Genomic DNA, 17,180 nt, shown 5'->3' with positions numbered 1-17,180 from the left:
GAAATCTTCGTGCTTGCGCAATTCTTCGTTTGAACCTTTGGCGTTGAATGAGATGACCGGCAGCAGGTCTTCGGTATTCGAGAACATTTTCTTCTCGATCACCACCCGCAGCTTTTCATAACTGGTCCAGAGCGGATTCTTGCCGGCGTTGGAAACCCGCGCCCGCAGCACGAAATTCACGATTTCGTTACGGAAGTCCTTCGGATTGCTGATGCCTGCCGGCTTCTCGATCTTTTCCAGTTCGCCGTTCAGTGCTGCCCGATCAAAGCTCTCGCCGGTATCGTGGTCACGGAATTCCTGGTCCTGGATCCAGAAGTCGGCATACGTCACGTAGCGATCGAAGACGTTCTGGCCGTATTCGGAATACGATTCCAGGTAGGCGGTCTGGATCTCCTTGCCGATAAACTCAGCGTAGCGCGTCGCCAGCGTATCCTTGACGTAGGACAGGTATTTCTGCTCCAGCTCTTGCGGGAACTGCTCGCGCTCGATCTGCTGTTCCAGCACATACATCAGGTGCACCGGATTGGCCGCCACTTCGGTCGAATCGAAATTGAACACACGCGACAATATCTTGAAGGCAAAGCGGGTCGAGACGCCGTTCATGCCTTCATCGACGCCGGCATAGTCGCGATACTCCTGGAAAGACTTGGCCTTGGGATCGCTGTCTTTCAGGTTGTCGCCGTCATACACCTGCATTTTCGAGAAAATGCTGGAATTCTCGGGTTCGCCCAGACGCGTCAGTATCGAGAACTGCGCCATCATCTTCAAGGTGCCCGGAGCGCAGATTGCTTTTCCCAGCGAAGAAGTGCGGATCAGCTTTTCGTAGATCTTGATTTCTTCCGACACCCGCAGGCAATACGGCACTTTGACTATATAGATACGATCCAGCAATGCTTCGTTATTCTTGTTGTTGCGGAAGGCTTTCCATTCCGACTCGTTGGAGTGGGCCAGGATAATGCCGTCGAAAGGAATCGCGCCGAAACCTTCGGTGCCCTTGAAGTTGCCTTCCTGGGTCGCGGTCAGCAGAGGATGCAGCACCTTGATCGGCGCCTTGAACATTTCAACGAATTCGAGCAAGCCCTGGTTCGACAGGCACAGTCCACCGGAATAACTGTAGGCGTCGGCATCGTCCTGCGAATACTGCTCCAGCTTGCGGATATCGACCTTGCCGACCAGCGTGGAGATGTCCTGGTTGTTTTCGTCGCCTGGTTCGGTCTTGGAAATGGCGATCTGCCGCAGGATCGACGGATAGCGCTTCACCACGCGGAATTTGCGGATGTCGCCGTTGAATTCGTGCAGCCGCTTGACTGCCCACGGACTCAGGATGGATTTCAGGTAACGGCGCGGAATGCCGTATTGTTCCTCCAGGATGGCGCCGTCTTCCTCGTAATCGAACAGGCCCAGCGGCGATTCGTTGACCGGCGATCCCTTGAGGGAATAGAAAGGCACATGTTCCATCAGTTGCTTGAGGCGTTCGGCGATGGACGATTTGCCGCCGCCGACCGGACCCAGCAGATAGAGAATCTGTTTGCGTTCTTCCAGGCCTTGCGCGGCGTGCCGGAAATAAGCGACCACTTGTTCGATCACTTCTTCGGCGCCGTAGAATTCCTTGAAGGCGGGATAAACCTTGAGCACCTTGTTGGCGAAGATCCGCGACAAGGAAGGGTCGTGGCGTGTGTCGACCTGTTGTGGTTCGCCTATCGCCATCAGCATGCGTTCGCCGGCGGTTGCGTAACCGCTGGGATCGGTCTTACAAAGTGCTAGATATTCTTCTAGGGAAAATTCTTCTTCTCTGGTTTTGTCGAACCGACTTGCAAAGCTGCTGTAGATATCCATATCACCCCCGCATCAACGATGTTGCGAAAACAAATTGAAGATTACGTCTCTGAAGTTCGACCTCTCCGGATACTCGCAGTTCCTTGATCGGCTACTGTCATTTTCGACTCAGCCCAGAAGAGGATTACACGATTTGATTCTAATCCTTTTTCTAAGATGCAACAGGATTTTCTCTTTTTTCCTGACTTACTTCTGATTCCAAGGCGCGACCTTGAACAGGATCAACATTCCCGGCAGCGCCAGTATGAAACACAAAATAAAGAAATGGAACCAGCCGGTTTCCGCCACGATGTACCCAACCGAAGAATTGACAAAGGTGCGCGGCACCGCAGCAAGGCTGGTGAACAGAGCGTATTGGGTTGCCGTATAGCGGGGATCGGTGGTGCGCGCGATAAACGCGACGAAAGCAGCTGTGCCGACGCCGACGCCGAAAGCTTCGCCGCCGATCACGATGGCCAGCACCACCGGATCGGGTCCCACCTGCGCCAGCCAGGCGAATCCGAGGATGGTCACCGCCTGCACCACGCCAAAAATCCACAATGCGCGATTGATCCCGATCTGCACCATCCAGATACCACCGACCAGCCCGCCGACCAGGCTTGCCCACAAGCTGGTAGTCTTGGAAATCAGGCCGATCTGGGTCAGCGAAAACCCCAGATCAATATAAAATTTTGTAGCAAGCGCGGTAGCCATGCTGTCACCGAGCTTGTACAGGAAAATGAAAGCCAGTATCCACAATGCGCTGCGCCAGCCGTCCCTGGTAATGAATTCCTGGAACGGCAAGACTACGGCTTGCCGCAAATTCTTTGGCGGCGAGCCGTATACCGTTGGTTCCTTGATCAGCAAGGTGCAGATCAGCCCTGGCAGCATGAAGCCGGCCGTGACCCAGAACACTGCCTGCCAGCTCATGTGGTCCGCCAGGAGCAGCGACAAGGCGCCCGGCACCATGCCGGCCACCTTGTAGGCGTTGACACTGATCGCGGCGCCCAGTCCCTGCTCGCTGTCCGGCAGGATTTCGCGCCGATAGGCATCGATCACAATATCCTGGCTGGCCGACAGGAACGCCACCAGCGACGCCATCAAGGCAATTGCCGCCACCTGCGTATGCGGGTCCAGCATGCCCATGCCGCCAATGGCGAAGAACAGCACTACCTGGGTCAGCAGCATCCAGCTGCGCCTGCGGCCAAGTTTGCCGAAATGGAAGCGGTCCATCAGCGGCGACCAGACGAACTTCCAGGTGTAGGGAAACATCACCAGCGCAAATAATCCCAGCGACTTGACATTCAGGCCGGATTTACTGAGCCAGGCTTGCAGCAAGCTGATCAGGATGAACAGCGGCAAGCCGGAAGTGAAGCCGAGAAAGGCGCAGATCAGCATGCGCCGGTTGAGATAGTGATGCCAGGGATTTGAAACTGGGGTCATAGATGCGCCCGCGGCGGCGGGAGTTGCGGGAATCGCGCCGCCCCGGGTTCAAGCCGTGGGCGGCAGCAATATCCCCTTATTTTTTACGGGTTTATTTCTTGCGAAAGCGGAATACCGCAAGACTACCACGCCAGTTGGGCAGCACCGAGATCGGCTGGCCGTCGTGCAAGGCTACGCATTCGAGCACTTCCAAGCCAACTTCGTTCGCCAGTTCTTCAAAATCCTTGATGGTGGCGCAACGCAGGTTGGGGGTGTCATACCATTCATATGGCAGCGATTTCGACACTGGCATGCGGCCGCGCAGCAGCGCTACCCGGTGCGGCCAATAGGCGAAATTGGGGAAAGAGACAATCGCTTCGCGGCCGACGCGGGCGATGTCGCGCAAGACGCCTTCCACGTTTTTCATCATTTGCAGGGCCGACAGGCAGAGCACGGTGTCGAAAGCATTGTCGGCGAACAGGTTGAGTCCGGCTTCCATGTCTTGCTGGATCACCGACACGCCGCGCGCCACGCAGGCCGGGATCTTGGCGTCGTCGATCTCGACGCCGTAGCCGGCGCACTGTTTATCGGACTGCAGATAGTCGAGCATGACGCCGTCGCCGCAACCGAGGTCGAGCACCTGCGAGTCGCCGCGCACCCAATGTGCGATAAACGCCAGGTCCGGGCGCAGGCTGCTTAATTGTTCAAAATTCATTGTACGGCTCCCGCCACTTCTGTCGTTGCTGTCGATACGCTTACCGGCAGCTGGCCAACCTCTTGCCAGATGCGGTTGTAATATTCGCCTACCACGCTCATGTAGCGCGCATCGTCCAGCAAAAAGGCATCATGGCCGTGCGGCGCGTCGATCTCGGCATAGCTGACGCGGCGCTTGTTGTTGACCAGCGCCTGCACGATTTCGCGGCTGCGCTCCGGCGAAAAACGCCAGTCGGTCATGAACGAGACCAGCAGGAACTGCGCCTGGGTGCGGCTCAGCGCCTGGGTCAGGTCGCCGCCGAATTCCTTGGCCGGATCGAAATAATCGAGCGCCTTGGTGATCAGCAGATAGGTGTTGGCGTCAAAGTATTCGGAAAATTTGTCGCCCTGGTAGCGCAGGTAGGATTCGATTTCAAAATCGATGCCGAAGCCGAACTGGTAGGCGCCGGAGCGCAGGTCGCGGCCGAACTTCTCCGCCATGTCGTCATCCGACAGATAAGTGATGTGGCCAACCATGCGCGCCACCCGCAAGCCGTTCTTGGGCACCACGCCGTGCGCGTAGTAATCGCCGCCATGGAAACCGGGATCGGTCAGGATCGCCTGCCGCGCGACGTCGTTGAAAGCAATGTTTTGCGCCGACAGCTTCGGCGTCGAGGCAATCACCACGCAATGGCGCAGACGGGTCGGGTACAGCAGGCTCCAGGCCAGCGCCTGCATGCCGCCCAGCGAGCCGCCCATCACCGCGGCGAACTGCACGATCCCGAGCGCATCCGCCAGGCGCGCCTGGGCCTGCACCCAGTCTTCCACCGTCACCACCGGGAATTCGGCGCCGTAGGGCTTGCCAGTGGCGGCGTTGATATGCATCGGCCCGGTAGAACCGAAACAGGAACCGAGGTTGTTGACGCCGATGACAAAGAACTTATTGGTGTCGAGCGCCTTGCCTGGCCCTACCATGTTGTCCCACCAGCCGACGTTCTTTTCATCGCCTTGGTAGATGCCGGCGACGTGGTGCGAGGCGTTCAGCGCATGGCAGACCAGCACCGCATTCGATTTATCGGCGTTCAGGGCACCATAGGTTTCGTACACCAGCGTGTAATCCGCCAGCAGCGCGCCGCTTTGCAATTGCAGCGGCGTCGCGAAATGCATGGACTGCGGAGCAACTATTCCTTGGGACATGGTCAATACGCGTGAGTTGTTTGGAAATAAAAAAAGCCCGAGAGCTTTCGCTAATCGGGCTAAATTCAGGGCTTGTACTTCAAGCTCGCTTTAGCCGTATTTGTTTAGCATCTCCCGGTCCGGAAACCAGGTGATGCCGCGCGCCCGCAAGCTGAGGTGGTGAAACCATTCAAATCGGCGCGATAGGACAAGAATAACCAAGTCGGGGCTTGACGTCAAACGATGGCTACATTGTCACTCCACTAAGCCATCATCCGCATCTGACTGACCGCGGTGGCAATCGCGCTGGGTTCGGTGTTGCGCAGGATTTTCTTGGTTTGCAGCGTCAGGCCGTCGAGGTCGCTGTTCAACACTTCCTGCTTGACCGCCAGCAATTGCGCCGGATGCATGGAAAACTCAAGCAAGCCCATGCCAAGCAGCAAACGCGTGAATTTGACGTCGCCCGCCATTTCGCCGCAGACCGAAACCGGGATGCCGGCCTTGCGGCCGAGCGCAATCACGGTCGACAGCAAGAACAGGACGGCCGGATGGAGCGGGTTGTACAGGTGTGCTACCTCGTGGTCGACGCGGTCGATGGCCAAGGTGTACTGGATCAGGTCATTGGTGCCAATTGACAAAAAATCCATGCGCTTGATAAACATCGGCAAGGCCAGCGCCGCCGCCGGGATCTCGATCATGGCGCCGATCTTGATGGCTTCGTCGAATTTGACGCCGTCATCGCGCAGCTGCTGCTTGGCCTGCTCGATGATGGCCAGGGTCTGGTCGATTTCAAACGCATGCGCCAGCATCGGGATCAGCAGCTTGACCTGGCCGAAGGCGGACGCACGCAAGATCGCTCGTAACTGCGTCAAAAACAGTTGCGGCTCAGCAAGGCAGTAGCGAATGGCGCGCAAACCCAGCGCCGGATTGAGGGCGGTCTGCTCGTCGTTGTTGAGCGGCTTGTCGGCGCCGACGTCGAGCGTGCGGATAGTCACCGGCCGCCCCTTCATCGCCATCACTGCCTGGCGGTACGATTCGAACTGCTCGTCTTCGGTCGGCAAGGTATGTTGCGTGCCTATGCGGCCCATGAACAGGAATTCCGAACGGAACAGGCCGACGCCGTTGGCGCCGGATTCCATGGCCGCCGCGCAGTCGCTCGGCAGCTCGATGTTGGCCAGCAGCGTGATTTCGGTGCCGTCCAGCGTTATGGCGCGGGTTTTCTTGATCTTGCCGAGCTTTCTGCGCGAACGCAGCAGATGCGCCTGGCGCTCGCGGTATTGCTTGAGTATCACCGTGGCCGGGTCGACGATCACCACGCCGGCGTCGCCGTCGATGATGATCCAGTCATCTTGCTTGATCAGGCGCGAGGCATTGTTCATGCCGACAGCGGCCGGAATATCCAGGCTGCGGGCGACGATCGCGGTATGCGAATTCTGGCCGCCGAGATCGGTGACGAAACCGGCGAAGGCGCGGTCGCGGAACTGCAGCATGTCGGCCGGAGAAATATCGTAAGCCACCACCACGATATTGGCGAACGAAGCGCCGTCGCTGTCGACTTCGGGCAGCCGGGTGGAGGTGCCGGTCAAGACTTTCAGCAAACGCTCGCCGACCTGCAGCACATCCATCTTGCGTTCACGCAGATAGGGGTCTTCGATTTCATCGAACTGGGTCGACAGCTCGTCGATCTGGGTCACCAGCGCCCATTCGGCGTTGTACTGGCGGTTGCGGATGATATCGAGCGACATCTCGGCCAGCATCGGATCGGACAGGATCAGTAGGTGGACGTCGACAAAGGCGCCCAGCTCGGGCGGCGACTCTTTTGGCAAATCGTTGCGGATGGTCTGCAGTTCGGTGCGCACGGTGGTGACCGCATTCTGCAGCCGCTGGACTTCGGCTTCGACCTCGGTTTCGCCGATCAGGTAATGCTTGACGTCCATGGCCGCCGGCGCCAGCAGATGTGCGCGGCCGATCGCGATGCCGCGCGAAACCGGAATGCCGTGTAGGGTAAAGGATGCCATCTGGTCACCGCTGTATAAGAATAGGTAAAGATAAATGCGGAACCGGGTCAGTCGACAGGCGGGCTTTACTCGCCTTCGCCAAACTTATCCTGAATTAACTGGTTTAAGGCATCAAAACAGGCTTTTTCATCCTCGCCGTCGGCTTCCAGCAAGATCGTGCTGCCTTTGCCGGCCGCCAGCATCATTACGCCCATGATGGATTTGGCGTTGACGCGGCGTTTGTTGCGTGTCATCCAGACTTCACATTTGAACTTGCTGGCCAGTTGGGTAAATTTGGCTGATGCACGTGCATGCAAGCCAAGTTTGTTGATAATGTCGATTTCCTGTTGAATCATTTTGTCTTTTATTAGTGTTAACTATCAGCTCTAACGAGGCGTAAAACGGTTCCGGCCATCTGTTGTCAATGTGATACGCGCACCCGGTTATCCACCCTGACCGCCCCGCCCTGTCCACCCGCCAGCGCCATTTCAGTCACCACGTCGAGCGTATCGTTGCGGTAAGTCAGGGCGCGCAGCAGCATCGGCAAGCTGATGCCGGCAATCACCTGGGTCTGGGCGCCGCTGCAAAACGGCAGTGTGCAGTTGGAGGGCGTACCGCCCATGACGTCGGTAATCACCAGCACGCCGGAGCCGTCGTCCAGGCGGGCAGCAGCCTGCTTGGCGAGTTTTTGCACTTCCGCCGGATTCTGGTCGGCGATCACGTCGATCGCTTCCAGCCTTTCCGGCGTATGACGAAACACGTGAGAGGCAGCTGCAATGAATGCCTGGCCCAGCGGGGCGTGGGTTAAAAGAAGAATGCCAATCATAATTTCACTCGAATCCGCAGCGCGGACTATCCCGGTTTACAACGGTTTTACTGCAACACTTACAACGCGCCGGCAAGCTGCCGGCGCTGACGAAAAATTTTCTGCCTGGCTTAAGCCAGGGCTGCTTCCAGCGCATCAATGAACATCTCGGCAACATCGAAACCGGCCTGCTGCTTAATTTCCTGGAAGCAAGTTGGGCTGGTGACGTTGACCTCGGTCAGATAGTCGCCGATCACATCTAATCCTACCAGTAACAAGCCGCGCTGTGCCAGCACCGGCCCAAGTGCTTCGCCGATCTCGCGGTCGCGCGCAGTCAGCGGCTGGGCCACGCCGATGCCGCCGGCCGCCAGGTTGCCGCGCACTTCGCTGCCTTGCGGGATGCGCGCCAGCGAAAACGGCACCACTTTACCGCCAATCACCAGCACCCGCTTGTCGCCGGCGACAATCTCAGGAATGAAACGCTGGATCATGATGGTGCGCTGACCGTTGTCGGTCAGGGTTTCAATGATGGAACCCAGGTTCAGGCCGTCTTGCCGCACGCGGAAGATCCCGGTGCCGCCCATGCCGTCGAGTGGCTTCAGGATCACATCCTGGTGTTCTTCGTGGAAGGCGCGCAAGCGCGCCGCGTCGCGCGTCACCAGGGTCGGCGAGGTGTATTTCGAGAACTGCGCAATGGCCAGCTTCTCGTTATGGTCGCGGATGGCCTGCGGCTTGTTGAAGACGCGCGCTCCCTGGGTTTCGGCCAGTTCCAGCAGGTAGGTGGTATAGATGTATTCCATGTCGAAAGGCGGGTCCTTGCGCAGCAGGATCGCATCGAATTCCGACAGGAACATGGCGGCCGGCGCACTGGCACGGAACCAGTCCTTGTCATCTCCGGTGAGGGTCACCTTGATCACATTGGCCGTCACGATGCCGCTTTCCAGCGCCATGTCCTTTTGCTCGAAGGCATAGATTGTATGGCCGCGTTTGACCGCTTCCACCATCATGGCGTAAGTCGAATCCTTATACGTCTTGAAGGTGCTGAGCGGATCGGCGAGGAAAGCGATTTTCATGTTTTGTCCTGTTTTTCTTTACAATTTAACCGTTTAATCTAGTCAGTTGAGGACAGAATAATAAGTAAAATTAATATTCCTCTGGGTTCGGATCGGTCTTTTCCATCTCCAGCGAAGCCGCCAGCAGACCGAGGCGCGCTACCACGCCGTACATATAGAAGCGGTTCGGCGCGGTCGTGCCCGGCTTGGCCAGCATGTCCGGCAAGGCGTGCTGCTGGGCAAACGCCAAGGGCACAAAGTGGGCGCCCGGCGCGTTCAGGTTTTCATTGATGCCGCGCTCCGCGTGTACACGGTAAAAGCCACCGACAACATAACGGTCGATCATGTACACCACCGGCTCCGCTACGGCGTCGTTGATGTGTTCAAACGTATGCACGCCTTCCTGGATGATCAGGTCATGGATCTCGCCGCCGGTTTTGCCGAGCGACAGCTTCTCGCGCTGCTTGCGGCTCAGTTCCTTGATCTGGCTGACATCGGTCACGCTCATCACGCCCATGTCGTCGGTGCCGGCATCGGCCTTGACGATCACGAACGGCTTTTCCGTGATGCCGTACTCCTTGTATTTCTTGCGGATCTTGGCCAGCAGCGAACTGACGCTGGCAGCCAGCTTGTCGTCTCCGTCGGTAGCCTGGAAATCGACCTGGTCGACCTTGGCGAAAAACGGATTCAGCATCCACGGATCGACGTCGATCAGCTTGGCGAATTTCTTCACCACTTCATCGTAAGCCGTGAAATGGTTGCTCTTGCGACGCACGGTCCAGCCGGCATGCAGCGGCGGCAAGACATTCTGCTCGTTCAGGTTTTCCAGTATCGACGGTGTGCCGGACGACAGGTCGTTGTTCAGCAAAATGGTGCAGGGATCGAAGTTCTTCAGTCCCAGGCGGCGGCCATTGGCGGAGCGCTCCAGCGGCTCCAGCGTGATGGTGCTGCCATCCGGCAGTTCGATGGTTTGCGGTTCCTTGATGTCACCTGCCAATGAGCCGAGCCGCACGTGCAGGCCGGTCTGGCGGAACACCTGCATCAGCCGCGCGACATTTTGCAGATAGAAAGTATTGCGCGTGTTCAGTTCCGGCAGCAGCAACAGATTCTTGGCGTCCGGACAATATTTTTCAATGGCGGCCATGGCCGCCTGTATCGCCAGCGGCAGCATCTCCGGGGAAAGATTGCTGAAGCCGCCCGGGAACAGGTTGGTGTCCACCGGAGCCAGCTTGTAGCCTGAATTGCGCAGGTCGACCGAGCAATAGAACGGCGGCGTGTGCTCCTGCCACTCCATCCGGAACCAGCGCTCGATAGCCGGGGTAGCTGCGAGGATTTTCTTTTCTAGATCGAGCAATGGACCATTCAGGGCCGTGACAAGGTGCGGAACCATATAAAACTTTCTTTTGGAAACGATATAGCGTGTGCAAATGCGTTGCAGCCAGTCCAAAAATCCTGTTTCAGGACTTCCGTGACCAGCCGCCGATTCTAACGGGAAATGCGTTATTTCGCCGGTCAGCCGCCGCAATGTTGCGTAAATGGCGTGATGGCTGGCCGATGAGGCCGATTAGCCCAGTTTACATCGGGCCACTGCTGGATTTTTAAAGCCCTCCGATTGACAAAAAGCGCAATGGAATGTCCTGCTTTGCATTAAATCTGCAGCAGACAAGAATTGTCTTACACACAATGCAAGACGTGTATGTCATTTTATATGCACCACGCTTTGTTCAACCCAGCAGTATTTTTACAACACCAGGCAATTTCCATAAAAGTAGTGATAAGGTATATACCTTGTGATTACATAACTGGAATTTGTCATGACTAAAGAGGCCGTTTTCACGATGAAGATCGAATCAGAACTACGCGACAGGTTCATGGCCGAAGCCGCGGCAGCGCATCGGCCGGCGTCGCAAATCGTGCGCGAATTCATGCGCGATTTCATCCAGCGTCAGACGGAAGCACGGGAATATGACGCCTTCCTGCAGCGCAAGGTCGAGACTGCCCGCGCGGACATGCAAGCCGGGCGCAGCCGCTCAAACGACGAAGTGGAGGCTGGTTTCGCTCAGCGCCGCATGGCGTTGCTGGATAAAGCAGGCGAGAGCAAGGGGTGAATGTCCATTGGGTATGCGCAGCGGAGCAAGACCGTAGCGATATCCTGGATTTCCTTGCAGAACAGGATTTGTCAGCGGCCATCCGGATGGATGAACGGTTCAGCCGGGCCGCCATGAATCTGATGCAGTTCCCGTTCTCTGGGAAGGCCGGCAGCATTCCCGGCACCCGCGAGCTGATCCTGCATGAACATTACCGCTTGCTGTACGAAATCGTGGATGAAAATGTGTGGATTCTGGCGCTGGTGCATACCGCGCGACAGTGGCCGCCGGCCCAGCCTTGAATCCGTGCGGACCTGCTCGGGCTTAAATTTGCTTGTACATGAAACTTGTATCGGTCAGCTTTCCCGCGGTCGAACGCGCATAGTCAGGAATAACGCCAGCCAGCGCAAACCCCATGGAACTGTACAAGGACTCGGCGGCATCGCCGGTGCGGGTGTCGAGGATCAGCAAGGAACGGCCATCGGCCCGGGCGATCGCCTCGGCCTGCTGCATTAACAGGCGCGCCACTCCCTTGCGTCTCGCATCAGGATGCACCAGCAACTTGGAAATTTCGGCGCGATGATGACCATTGGCAGGCGTGGCCAGCACGATCTGCACGGTGCCGACAACTGCGCCGGCAAAGCGCGCCACCAGCAGCCGGCGGCCGCCGCTCACCAGCGAACCGCTGACGCCGTACCAGAACGAAAACGCGTCCTCGGCGGCCGGCGTATCGACGAAGCCGACACTGGCGCCCTGCTCCACGCAAGCCATCAGGATATCGGTCAGCGGCCCCACCACGCGATCGAACTGGTCGGCCCTGACGTCTTCCACGGTACAGGCGCTCAGGCGTTGCGGGGTGATAGTCGGGTCCATGGAAATCTCCTGAATCTGCTGCTCTTGGACTGCAAACAAAAAATCCCAGGCGATGGCAATCGACCCGGGATTGTGCAAGACGCCGATCGAAGCGCCGGATAGCGCTATTCTGCTATCCGGCCAGATCAGACAAGACTTGACCTTAACGTCTTAATCACACATCTCAATCATGGTAAGCAGATTCGCCATGGCTGGAGATATCCAGGCCTTCGCGTTCTTCTTCTTCCGTCACACGCAAGCCCATGACAATATCGACCAGTTTGAATGCAATCAGCGATACCACGCCGGACCAGACCAGCGTGGTCAGCACGCCCTCGAACTGGATCCACAGCTGGCCGGGGATCGAATAATCTGGCAAGACCGCATTGGTGACGTAGTCATAGATGCCTGTGCCGCCAAGGCTAGGCGCCGCGAACACGCCAGTGAGCAGCGCACCCATGATGCCGCCGACGCCATGCACGCCGAAGACGTCCAGCGCATCGTCTGCGCCCAGCAAGCGCTTCAGGCCAGTCACACCCCACAGGCAAACGAAACCAGCCAGCAAGCCCATGATCAGAGCGCCCATCGGGCCAACGAAACCGGCTGCAGGCGTAATCGCCACCAGGCCGGCCACCGCACCGGATGCGCCACCCAGCATCGAAGGCTTGCCCTTGCCGATCCATTCGCCTGCACTCCAGCTCAGCACCGCGGCAGCAGTCGCCAGCAAGGTATTGATGAAGGCCAGCGCAGCGCTGCCGTTGGCTTCCAGCGCCGAACCGGCGTTGAAGCCGAACCAGCCGAACCACAGCAGCGAGGCGCCGACCATGGTCAGGGTCAGGCTATGCGGCTTGAATGCTTCCTTGCCGAAACCGACGCGCTTGCCGATCACATAGGAACCAACCAGGCCGGCGATAGCGGCATTGATGTGCACCACGGTGCCGCCGGCGAAATCCAGCGCGCCCTTCTGGAACAGCCAGCCGCCGGTTGCAGTCAGTTTTTCTGCGGAAGCAGCATCGACAAAACCATCCGGACCAGGCCAGAACCAGACCATGTGCGCCATCGGCAGGTAAGCGAAAGTGAACCACAACACGGTGAACACCAGGATCGCCGAGAACTTGGCGCGTTCGGCAAAGGCGCCGATTATCAGGGCACAGGTAATCGCGGCAAACGCGCCCTGGAACACGACGTAGGCGAACTCTGGCACCACTACGCCCTTGCTGAAGGTAGCCGCCACCGAATCAGGCGTCATACCGTGCAAGAACAGGCGGCTGAAGCCACCGAAGAAGGCATTGCCTTCAGTGAATGCGAGACTGTAACCGTAGAGTATCCACAGCACGATGATCAGCGAGAACACGGTGAAGCACTGCATCAGCACCGACAACATGTTCTTGCTGCGCACCAGGCCGCCGTAGAACAGGCCCAGGCCTGGCAAGGTCATCAGGATCACGAATGCGGTACAGACCAGCAGCCAGGCGGTGTCGCCCTTGTTCGGCACCGGCGCCGCGGGAGCTGCAGCGGCAGGCGCTGCAGCAGTGGCGGCGGCCGGAGCTGGAGCAGCCACTGCCGCCGGTGCTGGCGCAGGCGCCGCAGCGTCGGCGCTGGCGGATGCCACGGCTGCGGCCGGTGCGCTTGCTGCCGGAGCGGAGGCCTCGTCAGCGGCGGACGCCGGCAACATCGAAGTCGCCGCGATCAGCGCGCAAGACGCTAAAATCGTTGCCAATATTTTGTTCATATTTTTATCCCCTTAGATTGCGTCTTTGCCGGTTTCACCGGTACGAATACGAATAACTTCCTGCAGATCAAATACAAAAATCTTGCCGTCGCCGATCTTGCCGGTACGGGCCGCCGTCTCGATCGCTTCTACCGCCTGTTCCAGGATGCTGTCGTCCACCGCTGCTTCGATTTTTGTCTTCGGCAGGAAGTCGACGACATATTCAGCGCCGCGATACAGTTCCGTGTGGCCCTTCTGGCGGCCGAAACCTTTTACCTCGGTCACGGTAATGCCTTGCACGCCAATCGCCGAAAGTGCTTCACGCACCTCGTCGAGCTTAAATGGTTTGATGATCGCTGTAATCAGTTTCATATCGGCCTCGTTGGTTTTGTGAGACGGCGGCGCGAAGCGCTTGCCGCCGCTACTATCGTTTTTAGAAAGTTTTTGCTACAGAAAACACCACTCCGTTGCGCCCCAGGTTCTTGCCGCTCGGGCTGACATAAGCGCCATCCTTGGCGTCGGTGCCGACATAAGCCAGTCCCAAGGTAATGCCGGCGAGCTGGTCAAAGGTCTTGGTGGCGCCGATCTTCCAGTCGGTATAGCTGGCGAAGCTGGTGTGTTCCACGGTCTGATGGCCAAGATGCAGCCCGAGCGTAACGCCGGCGCCGACATCGATATTGGCGCCCGCATCGTAATAAGCGCTGTTCTTGCTGTCGATGGTGCCGAACAGATTGGTCATCGCGTGCGAGTATTTGAAGTAGGCCGGTCCGTAGCCGATCTGGCCATACAGTTCGAAGGTGTTGGCGTTGCGGCCGATCTGGCTGTAGTTGTTGGTCGGGTAGTAGTAGTACAGGCCGCCGACGTCATAAGTGAAGCCGCCCGGCAGGTCGCCGCGCTTGCCGCCGTAGATATCCCATTCCACCGGTCCCTTGCCGCCGGTGCCGGTATTGGCGCTGTCGACCGCATCCTTGATCCACTTGATGTTAGAGAGCCAGGTGCCGGCGTACAGGCCGGTCGGATTATTGGTGTAGTCGGCGCCGCCCTGCACGGCAGGATCGAATCGGGTTTGCGAAATGCCGCGGAAGCGGTAATCGTTGACGGCGCCTATGTTGTAGCTGATTTCATTATCAGGCTTGGCATCCTCTGCATGCGCGAAACCTGCGGTAAAGCTTGCTGCTATTGCTGCGGCTAGAATCAGCTTTTTCATGGAAATCCCTGTTGGTATGTTGAATGAAAACCGCTAAATCAGTACTCTTCATACTTTCCAGAGCAGAACCCATGCCAACTGTTCCAACGCTTCCTTTTGCCCACTTAATACCAGTTATGGGGCGATTTATTTGCAGATTTTTAGTGGCTGTTAATTCGGGACGTTCTTGTGTAGAAATATTGTGCAGTGCAGCGCACCAAAATGAAGCGTACATCTGTCGACGCATTATTCTGGTGCATCAGCCCGTCGCTTGAACTACATGACATCTTGTAGTCAGCTACAAATCAATGCCAGGCTTGTTGCAGCAATCGCAAGGCATGGCTGATCGCCGCTTCATCCACACCGGCAAAGCCAAGCGCCAGGCCGGCCCGATGCAGGGGATTCACTACCTGGCCTGGAAGGCAGAAACGGCTCAGCGGATTGATTTCCACTCCCGCGGCAATGGCTTTGGCTACCAATTCGACTTCCTGGTCCGGACTGCTCAAGGACAGGCTCAGGTGCAGGCCGGCGGCGACCCTGGGCAATGGCAGCTGCGCGCCAAACAACGGTGCCCAGCCCGCCAGCAAGGCATCGCGGCGGCCACGGCTGGCGCGCCGCATGCGGCGGATATGGCGCTGGAAATGGCCGGCGGCGATAAATTCGGCCATCACAGCCTGGTCTGCCGCCGGCGGGTGACGGTCGCCCATGGCGCGCAAGGCGTTGAGCGCCGGCATCAGTTTGGGCGGCAGCACCAGATAACCGAGACGCAGGCCGGGAAAGGCGATTTTCGAAAAGGTGCCGACATACAGCACGCGTCCGCCTTGGTCGAGCGCCGCCAGCGGCGCCAGCGGCGTGCCGTCATAACGATATTCGCCGTCATAATCGTCCTCGATGATCCAGCTGTCGCAACGTTCGGCCCAGGCCAGCAGTTCCAGCCGCCGCGCCAGCGACAGCGTCACGCCGACCGGATACTGGTGCGACGGCGTGACATACGCCAGACGGCAGTCGCCATGCCGCGCCAGCTGGCTGGTATCCATGCCATCCTGGTCGAGCCCGATGCCGACCAGCTGCGCGCCGGACAAGGCCAGGGCGGAAGCCGCCGCCGGATAGCAAGGATTTTCCATCAGCACCTTGTCGCCGGCATCCAGCAACAGCTGCGCGCACAGGGCAATGCCATGCTGGGCGCCGGCGGTGATCATGATTTGCGACGGCTCGCAAGCCAGGCCGCGCGCCTGGCGCAGGTAAGCCGCGATCAGCTCGCGCAGGCGGGGATTGCCGGCAGCGTCGCCATAGCCCATCTGTGCCAGCGGCGCATGGCGCCAGAAATTGCCTTGCAGGCGCGCCCAGATGGCGCTGGGAAACAGGTCGTAAGCGGGAATGCCAAGCCGGAAGGCGCGCGGCGGCCCGTCAAAGCGGCGCTGCCGCGCTCCGTGTCCGCTCAGGCGCTGCTGCATGGACGACAGCTGCATCGCCGGTGTAGTTGTGGCCGGCTCTGCCAGACTGGTCGCGGCCGAAGTCGCCAAGCCATCGGCGTATGTGCCATCGCCGACCCGGCTGCTGATATAGCCTTCGGCGTACAGCTGTTCATAAGCACGCACCACGGTGTTGCGCGACACCTTCAAAGCCAGCGCCAGGTTGCGCGAGGTTGGCAGCTTGATACGGTAAGTGTCGGGCGTCGCCAGAATGCGCTGGCGCAAGGCCAGGCATAGCTGCTTGGCCAGGCCTTTGCCGCCGTGGAGCGCAATGCCGGCCGCATCCAGATGCATGGCCGGCGCTGGCGGCACAGGCTTCGCCATCAATTGCGCTGAGTCGATGTCAGCAATTCCCGCAGCCAAGGTTTCCAGACTGCCGCTACGGTATGAGTGCCATGGCCGCGCGTGGCGTCGCTTAACTTGACCATCACCATGCGCGCGCCAGGCACGCGTTTGACGTCGCGTTCGAGAATGCCGATTTCCGGCGGATTGATCAGGTCGTCGGCGGAGTTGATAGCGATCAGCGGGGCCCGGATTTTTTCCAGCAGCGGGCCGGGATCGTAGTCGCGCGAGGCGTCCATGAAATACAGCGTATCGTTGGCGTCCGCGCTCTTCAACGCCGTCGCCACGGCGTCGTCCAGAGTCAGGTCAGCCTGCGCCAGGTCCGGCATCTGCTGTTGCCGCAGCAAGGGATTGCTGGACATGAAAAACAGCATCTGCTCGGCGGTGCGCAAGCTCGGCGGCTGGCTGCTGTAATTGCCGCCCTGCCAGGCCGGATCGTTGCGGATGGCGTCGATGATGATGCGGCGCCAGACCCGGTTGCGGCCGGAAATCTGGGTCGGCACGCTGGCCAGCGGCATCAGTGCATCCATGAATGCCGGATGCTGCTCGCCCCACATCCAGGTCTGCATG

16 protein-coding genes and 1 pseudogene are annotated in these 17,180 nt (G+C 58.7%); 2 read left to right on the top strand and 15 right to left on the bottom strand.

Going from position 1 to position 17,180, the window contains the following annotated elements:
• From VNZ65_RS03495 to gshA, 9 genes are all read right to left on the bottom strand, one after another.
• Positions 1-1,836, bottom strand: a 1,836-nt coding sequence (locus tag VNZ65_RS03495) for a PrkA family serine protein kinase (RefSeq protein WP_325666114.1), incomplete at its 3' end; no start/stop codon positions are given.
• A gap of 186 nt (positions 1,837-2,022) precedes the next feature.
• Positions 2,023-3,258 (bottom strand): AmpG family muropeptide MFS transporter, encoded by a 1,236-nt coding sequence (locus VNZ65_RS03490; RefSeq protein WP_325666112.1) that lies wholly within the window; start codon positions 3,256-3,258, stop codon positions 2,023-2,025.
• A 91-nt stretch (positions 3,259-3,349) separates the two neighbouring features.
• Complete coding sequence (metW, locus tag VNZ65_RS03485; RefSeq protein WP_061945054.1) at positions 3,350-3,952, bottom strand: methionine biosynthesis protein MetW; 603 nt, start codon at positions 3,950-3,952, stop codon at positions 3,350-3,352.
• Positions 3,949-5,127, bottom strand: a complete 1,179-nt coding sequence (gene metX, locus VNZ65_RS03480; protein ID WP_325666109.1) for a homoserine O-succinyltransferase MetX — start codon at positions 5,125-5,127, stop codon at positions 3,949-3,951. Before metX ends, metW begins: the two co-directional genes overlap by 4 nt.
• Positions 5,128-5,369: 242 nt before the next feature.
• Complete coding sequence (ptsP, locus tag VNZ65_RS03475; RefSeq protein ID WP_325666107.1) at positions 5,370-7,124, bottom strand: phosphoenolpyruvate--protein phosphotransferase; 1,755 nt, start codon at positions 7,122-7,124, stop codon at positions 5,370-5,372.
• Positions 7,125-7,189: 65 nt separating this feature from the next.
• Positions 7,190-7,459: an HPr family phosphocarrier protein gene (locus VNZ65_RS03470; RefSeq protein ID WP_325666104.1), complete on the bottom strand. Its 270-nt coding sequence runs from the start codon at positions 7,457-7,459 to the stop codon at positions 7,190-7,192.
• A 65-nt stretch (positions 7,460-7,524) separates the two neighbouring features.
• Positions 7,525-7,929, bottom strand: a complete 405-nt coding sequence (locus VNZ65_RS03465; RefSeq protein WP_038493840.1) for a PTS sugar transporter subunit IIA — start codon at positions 7,927-7,929, stop codon at positions 7,525-7,527.
• Between the two features lie 110 nt (positions 7,930-8,039).
• Entirely contained in the window at positions 8,040-8,981 is a 942-nt protein-coding gene (gene gshB / locus VNZ65_RS03460) for a glutathione synthase (RefSeq protein ID WP_325666101.1), read from the bottom strand.
• Positions 8,982-9,051: 70 nt separating this feature from the next.
• Positions 9,052-10,350, bottom strand: coding sequence for a glutamate--cysteine ligase (gene gshA, locus VNZ65_RS03455; RefSeq protein ID WP_325666099.1), 1,299 nt, complete (start codon positions 10,348-10,350; stop codon positions 9,052-9,054).
• Between the two features lie 424 nt (positions 10,351-10,774).
• Between gshA and VNZ65_RS03450 the strand changes: the two genes are divergently transcribed.
• Both VNZ65_RS03450 and VNZ65_RS03445 read left to right on the top strand, forming a co-directional pair.
• The gene (locus VNZ65_RS03450) at positions 10,775-11,068 is read left to right on the top strand and encodes an antitoxin of toxin-antitoxin stability system (RefSeq protein WP_325666097.1); all 294 of its coding nucleotides are present in this window, start codon (positions 10,775-10,777) and stop codon (positions 11,066-11,068) included.
• The gene (locus VNZ65_RS03445) at positions 11,065-11,349 is read left to right on the top strand and encodes a type II toxin-antitoxin system RelE/ParE family toxin (RefSeq protein WP_325666095.1); all 285 of its coding nucleotides are present in this window, start codon (positions 11,065-11,067) and stop codon (positions 11,347-11,349) included. Before VNZ65_RS03450 ends, VNZ65_RS03445 begins: the two co-directional genes overlap by 4 nt.
• Positions 11,350-11,371: 22 nt before the next feature.
• Here the strand turns inward: VNZ65_RS03445 and VNZ65_RS03440 are convergent, their stop codons facing one another.
• From VNZ65_RS03440 to VNZ65_RS03415, 6 genes and pseudogenes are all read right to left on the bottom strand, one after another.
• Entirely contained in the window at positions 11,372-11,920 is a 549-nt protein-coding gene (locus tag VNZ65_RS03440) for a GNAT family N-acetyltransferase (protein ID WP_325666093.1), read from the bottom strand.
• A 163-nt stretch (positions 11,921-12,083) separates the two neighbouring features.
• Positions 12,084-13,574, bottom strand: a complete 1,491-nt coding sequence (locus VNZ65_RS03435; protein WP_325666116.1) for an ammonium transporter — start codon at positions 13,572-13,574, stop codon at positions 12,084-12,086.
• Positions 13,575-13,643: 69 nt separating this feature from the next.
• Entirely contained in the window at positions 13,644-13,982 is a 339-nt protein-coding gene (locus VNZ65_RS03430) for a P-II family nitrogen regulator (RefSeq protein WP_038493850.1), read from the bottom strand.
• A gap of 61 nt (positions 13,983-14,043) precedes the next feature.
• Entirely contained in the window at positions 14,044-14,817 is a 774-nt protein-coding gene (locus VNZ65_RS03425; protein WP_062119607.1) for a TorF family putative porin, read from the bottom strand.
• A gap of 284 nt (positions 14,818-15,101) precedes the next feature.
• Complete coding sequence (locus VNZ65_RS03420; RefSeq protein ID WP_325666089.1) at positions 15,102-16,580, bottom strand: PLP-dependent aminotransferase family protein; 1,479 nt, start codon at positions 16,578-16,580, stop codon at positions 15,102-15,104.
• A gap of 11 nt (positions 16,581-16,591) precedes the next feature.
• Positions 16,592-17,180: pseudogene (locus VNZ65_RS03415) on the bottom strand (hypothetical protein); the annotation flags it as partial.

It is taken from the genome of Collimonas sp. (assembly GCF_035566555.1).
Lineage (GTDB): Bacteria > Pseudomonadota > Gammaproteobacteria > Burkholderiales > Burkholderiaceae_D > Collimonas.
This window is presented reverse-complemented; position numbering and strand designations above follow the sequence as displayed.